General features: G+C 60.1%; 2 protein-coding genes. Both read left to right on the forward strand.

Annotated features, from left to right (window positions below):
- Positions 1 to 354: hypothetical protein (locus G4Y73_RS12820; RefSeq protein WP_164232169.1), on the forward strand; the 354-nt coding region annotated here is incomplete at its 5' end.
- A 322-nt stretch (positions 355 to 676) separates the two neighbouring features.
- A partial coding sequence (locus tag G4Y73_RS12825) for an ice-binding family protein (RefSeq protein ID WP_164232171.1) occupies positions 677 to 2124 on the forward strand: 1448 nt, incomplete at its 3' end.

Consider the following 2124-nt stretch of genomic DNA (forward strand, 5'->3'; position numbering starts at 1 on the left):
CAGGCCAACCCTTCTGATACGGGCGACTCTTTCGGCTTCAGCGGTGATCTGGGCAACTTCAGCCTGATGCACGGCGAGTTCGTCGTGGAGACACGCACACCCGGCGTTTACGCGGTCAGCGAAAACGTGCCGGACGGCTGGCAACTTGACAGCGCTACTTGCGACGACGGCTCGCCGGTCAATGCCATCGATCTTGGGGCTGGCGAGAGCGTCACCTGCACATTTATCAATTCGCAGCAGGTGGAGTCGCGGAGTGTGCCGATTTTTTCACAGGGCGGGATTGCACTGTTTGTCTTGATAATGATGGTCATGGCTGCAGTATTCCTACGGCATCTTGATCTGAATCGAAGATAGTTGTTGCAGTTCCGGAGTGAAGACCCTGGCCGCTCGCGCGGTCAGGGTTCTTTTATTGGCGTGGCGGAGTCCAATACTTCGATCAGCGGCATCGTCATTGCATCAAGGCTCAGTGAGCCAATGTAATGTGCGACATCGCACAGAGTCGTGAAAAACTCTGGATTAGCCTTGGTGCTCATTCCTCTGTTGGATACCCAACAGGGAGAGAGTCTTGAAAAAGAAGAATTCCCGAGGCCCGCTTGCGGGGATCATCGGGTCATCTCCACCGGGAGGGGGCTCGTTTCAGCGGAGAGCGTCGCGCATTGTCAGGCCGAGCGCCGCAGTGGTGCTGCTATTGATGGTCATCCCCGCATTGTCCCAGACTGCGCCGGACCTTGGGTCGACCAGCCCATTCGGAATCGTTTCCGAAACCTTCACCAATACCGCCGGGACGACTGTGGATGGCGATGTCTGTTACACGACTCCGCCTGCAGTCAATCCGACTGTAACCGGGACAATCTTTGTTCCATGTCCGCCTGAAACGGGAACGGACCAGAATGCCGCCCGGGCCTACCTCGACGTGCAGGCCTGTACTGATATCGGTGCCGCCGTCGCGCTGGATCAAATCAGTATCGGTGGTGGGCCGGCCGGAGAGTTCCCGCCCGGCTGCTACTCGAGTTCCGGTGCAATGACCATCACCGCGGATACGACGGTAACCCTGAGCGGTGATGGGGTATTCATTTTCAGGCCGGCCGGTGCGCTGAGTCCGGCGGCCGGTTCCAGTGTGATCGCAGCTGATGGCGTCTGCACGGACAATGTCTTCTGGACGCCCGGGGGTGGTACAACCATCGGCGCCAATGCCGCTTTTGTCGGAACGGTGTTTCGGGGTACGGCTGCCGGACTCAGCATTACGCTGGGAGATTCGGCAACGCTCGAGGGCAGGGCTCTGGCATTTGGCTCGACGGTCACCACTGCCAACAACACAATTACCGTTCCCGATGCATGCGCGGAGGAACCAGGCACCATTATCGTCGAGAAGAAGACCAATCCGCCAGGCAGCCTGCAAAGCTTTGCCTTCACCGGCGATGCCGCCGGCAACCTGATCGATGATGGGCAAATCATCGTCGACAATCTGGCGCCGGGCAACTACAGTTCAACCGAGACGGTTCCGGAAGGCTGGAAGCTGACCGACATCGTGTGCAACGATGCCGACAGCACCGGCGATCTCACAACGGCCACGGCAAACTTCGTGCTCGACGCCGGCGAGACCGTGACCTGCGTGTTCACCAACACCCAGCGGGGCTCGATCACCGTCGAGAAACAGACCCTGCCCGAAGGCAGCCTGCAGGCGTTCGATTTCACCGGCGATGTCGCCGGCTCACTCACTGACGGCAACAGCATCACGGTGCTGGTCGATCCGGGCACCTACACCTCAACCGAGACCCTGCCGGCCGGCTGGGATCTGACCTCGATCGTCTGTGACGACAGCGACAGCACCGGAAATACCGGCACGGCGACCGCGACCTTTAACGTCGCCGCCGATGAAGCGGTGCGCTGTGTGTTCACCAACACCCAGCGCGGCACGATCGTTGTCGAGAAACAGACCCTGCCCGACGGCTCGCCCGATGCGTTCACCTTCACCGGTAACGCGGCGGGCGAAATTTCCGATGGCCAGCAGATCACGGTTGGCAACCTGGTGCCCGGCAACTACAGCTCGACCGAGACCGTGCCGGCGAACTGGAAGCTGACCGGAATTTCGTGCAATGACGGCAACTCGAGCGGCGATGTCGG

Origin of the sequence: Wenzhouxiangella sp. XN201 (assembly GCF_011008905.1) — a bacterium.
In the GTDB taxonomy this organism is placed as follows: domain Bacteria; phylum Pseudomonadota; class Gammaproteobacteria; order Xanthomonadales; family Wenzhouxiangellaceae; genus Wenzhouxiangella.